This is a genomic window from Variovorax sp. P1_H12_2 (genome assembly GCF_056405335.1).
In genome coordinates this window covers 1-3,294 of record NZ_JBFUCI010000567.1, presented here as the reverse complement: position 1 = coordinate 3,294, position 3,294 = coordinate 1, and the positions used below count along the sequence as shown (strand labels likewise).

Annotated in this window: 5 protein-coding genes; all 5 read right to left on the bottom strand. The window is 70.4% G+C overall.

Going from position 1 to position 3,294, the window contains the following annotated elements; translation table 11 throughout:
* Window positions 1-1,070 (bottom strand): hypothetical protein (locus AC1D2K_RS32435; RefSeq protein ID WP_478094258.1); only part of this gene is annotated, 1,070 nt, incomplete at its 3' end.
* Entirely contained in the window at window positions 1,067-1,621 is a 555-nt protein-coding gene (gene hybE, locus AC1D2K_RS32430) for a [NiFe]-hydrogenase assembly chaperone HybE (RefSeq protein WP_478094256.1), read from the bottom strand. The genes hybE and AC1D2K_RS32435, both read right to left, overlap by 4 nt.
* Window positions 1,618-1,860, bottom strand: a complete 243-nt coding sequence (locus tag AC1D2K_RS32425; RefSeq protein ID WP_478094254.1) for a rubredoxin — start codon at window positions 1,858-1,860, stop codon at window positions 1,618-1,620. The genes hybE and AC1D2K_RS32425 overlap by 4 nt, the downstream gene beginning before the upstream one ends.
* Window positions 1,857-2,723, bottom strand: coding sequence for a hydrogenase expression/formation protein (locus AC1D2K_RS32420; protein WP_478094253.1), 867 nt, complete (start codon window positions 2,721-2,723; stop codon window positions 1,857-1,859). Before AC1D2K_RS32420 ends, AC1D2K_RS32425 begins: the two co-directional genes overlap by 4 nt.
* 10 nt (window positions 2,724-2,733) lie before the next feature.
* Window positions 2,734-3,237 (bottom strand): hydrogenase, encoded by a 504-nt coding sequence (locus AC1D2K_RS32415; protein ID WP_478094251.1) that lies wholly within the window; start codon window positions 3,235-3,237, stop codon window positions 2,734-2,736.
* Between the last annotated feature and the right edge of the window lie 57 nt (window positions 3,238-3,294).

Genomic DNA, 3,294 nt, shown 5'->3' with positions numbered 1-3,294 from the left:
GCCATCAGGATGCGCACCGCCGCCTGCGCTTCGCTGCCCGCGGCGGGCATGTGCTCGAGCGCATGCGCCACGGCGCCGCGGGCATGAAAGTTCCAGTCTGTCGGGGCCACGACCTCGTAGCCGGCCACGCGCCGGTCACCGGGCGGTCCTTCGACGCGCGCGCGATGGAGCAGCAGGCCGCGCGCCATTTCGACCCATGCCAGCCCTTCGCCGGGACCGGTCTGCAACGCGCCCGTGGCGAGCCACGCTGCGCCGCTGCGACTTGGCGTATCCGGCAGGGAAAGCCGTGCCAGTTCGGCGATGCGTGCGCCGAGCCGTTCCCATGCGTTCGCGGGCGGTTCGGTGCGCCGGTCGTGCAACCGGGTCCAGCTTCCGGTCTCGGCACATTGGCCGCGCCAGGTGGGCGCGGTCGCGTCGAACGTGGTGCCCATTCCGGCCGCGAGAGCATGCAGGTCCGCCGGGCTGGTGTGCGGACGCAGCGGCGCCGCGGGCAGCAACGGGTCGATCGCGAGCGGAGCGCAGGCGCGCAGCAATGCGGGCAGCCAACCGTGATTGCGCTCACACCATTGAGCGAGCCACCCGGCAGTTTCTTGTTCCCAGAGTGCCAGCCAGGCGGCCGGCGAGGTGCCCAGCAGATGCGAGAGCCAGACGGTCCGATCGACATCGCCCTGCGACCGCGCCGCGCCGGCCAGCCACGGACAGCCCAGCAGCGGATTGCGGTTGTCGTCGGCCGATGCCTGTACTGCGCCTGGCACGCACAATTCGACCGGCCAGTCGAGGCCGATGCGCAGCGCGTGATCGCGCGCCGTCTCCCATCGCAGCGCATGCAACTGCGCCACGGATGCGGATGCTTCCTGCCCTTGCGCCGCCGCCAGCGCCAGCGCGCTGCACAAGGCGTGGGCGTGGCCACACAAGGTGAACAGACGGCTCAACATGCGCGGCGCTGCGGTCGCAGGTTGACCCGTCAACAACAGGCCGGCGAGGGCGCGGCGGCTGCTGGCGAGGGTGTGCGGGCGTCGCAGCCCCGGTCGCACCTGCAGCATGCCCCCGAGGACCTGGACCGTATTCACGGCGCATGTTCCTGGGCAGCGCGCCCGAGCAGAAAAGCGCGCCGCGCCGGCGCCGCCAACGCGGAGTCCGGGCGTGCGTCGGGCGGTGCGTCGGCACGCCCGCGCAGCTGAGCCAGCAGCGCCGAGGCGGTGGCGATCGCGTCGGCCTGCGTTGCGAACTCGAACATGGGCGAGAACATCGAGCAGGCTTCGAACGACCCGAGGCCGTCTTCGTGCGAGCCCGTGAAGGCAAACTGCGTATGCCCGATGTTGCGCACGCGTGTCGTGCCGATCAGTGCGGGCGTGTCGCATCGCGCGACCGGCAGCCACACCAGGTTCATGAACCAGGGCGTGACCAGGATGCCGGTCGCGGCCCGGGGATCCGGCCGGTGTTGCGCATCATCGCGCGGGGGTGCCGGTTCGAGCCCGAAGCCGACCGCTTCCACCTGCAGTGCGGTGTTCATGAAGGGCAGGCCGGCCACGCGCGAGCGCGAGATGCCTGCGAACACCGCTTGGAGCGCCCGCGTCCGCAGCGTCAGCTCGGCGTGTCCGGTGCGATCGGAGCCGGTCATGTCGGGCTCGCGTCGTCGAGGACCATGAACTGGTCGGCGTCGCCGTCGCATTGCGGGCAGCGCCAGTAGGGCGGCAGCGCGGTGAACGCGGTGCCGGGGGCGATCTGCCAGATGTCGTCGCCGAGCGCCGGGTCGTACACCCACCAGCAGATCTTGCATTCGAGCCGTGCCGAGGCGCCCAGCTTCGCGCGGTCGCCGAGATAGCTGCCCTCGAACCGTGCAGGACTGCTGGCGGTCATGCGCTCTCGAGCCACTGCAGCACCTCCGCCAGCCGCTCGTGCGAGTCCTCCAGGTCCTCGCGCGCGGCCTGGGCAACTTCGGGCAGGTCGCCGATCTCGACCGTGTTCAGGATCACCACGTCCTGCGAGTTGTAGTAGACGACGCGCCAGCAGTTCGGCATTCGTGTATTCGTGATGCGACAGTTGCCATAGCCGCGCGACAGGATGAGCACGCGGCCGGTGCCCAGGTGATGATCGAGGAATCCGATGTCCTCCACCGACATCGGCAGCAATGTGAGGTTGATGACCTGCGCGGGGCGGCCCGGCACCCAGGCGCGCCAATGGTCCTCGATCTCGGCCAGGACGGCCGGCGCGTTCTGCACGTTGGGCGGCAACGCGCCCGACCAGCGCGCAACGACGGGCGCAACGTCTTCGCGTGCAACTTCCTTCAGCGCATCGGGAATGGCGCCAAGTTCGATGCWATCGGTCGCAACCACGCCGTCGACCGACCCGATCACGCGCCAGACGCCGGCGAAGACCGCCTCCTGGGCGCGCAGCTCGCGCTGCGGCGTGCCCTCGTGCCGCACCAGGGCGCTGACTTCGCCCTCGCCGAGAACCTGGTTGACGAGGGCAAGGTCGCCCGGTGCAAGACCGCCGAGCGCTATGCGGCGGTTGCCGCCTTGGCGGCAAACGACCGCCAGTTGCGCAAGCGCGTCGCGCAGCGCAGCGTGCGCCGGCTGGTGGGCTGCGATTTCCTCGGGTTCAGGCAGCACGGGTGCGCGAAAGGTTTCCATGCCCTGCGGCATCGCCATGTAGGCGAGCTCTTCTTCTTCGGGCTGGGAGCCGGGGCCGATGGTGTGCACGGGAATCGGGAAGTCTTTCATCGTGCGGTCCTCAGTGGCAGGAGGCGGCCGCGCCGGTGGCGCTCACCACCGGGATGCCGATCGTCGGTGCGCGCGTCACCGGACTCGCCAGTGCGCTCTCGACCCGCTGGAGGAACACGTCCCAGTCGTGCATACCCGACACGGTGCCGACGTAGCCGCCGTCGCGCAGGAACAGCAGCGTGGGCCAGCGCTGTGAGCCGAAACGGCGCGCGACCTTTTCCTCCAGGTCGCGCGGCACCACAGCCACGGCAAAGCGGCCCGGGAAGCTGCGTTGCAACTCGGGCAGCACCGCGGCCACGTCCTGGCCCTCGGGAAAGCGCACGGGGTCGCCCGCGAACAGCACGACGCGGTCACCGCCCAGGGCCGACCAGGCGTCGATGCTCTGGTCGTCGACCCAGGTCGCGCCGAAGTCGTCGACCAGGCGCGCAATGAGGGCCGAGCCCTCGCGCCGGGGCTCCGGCGCCTGGACCGGCAGGTTGACGAGCGTTTCGCTGCCGGTGATTTCGGGTGTCATGGAAGTCTTTCGGTGAGTTCGGTGGCAAGGCGCGGCGGTTGCTGGCCACACAGAGCG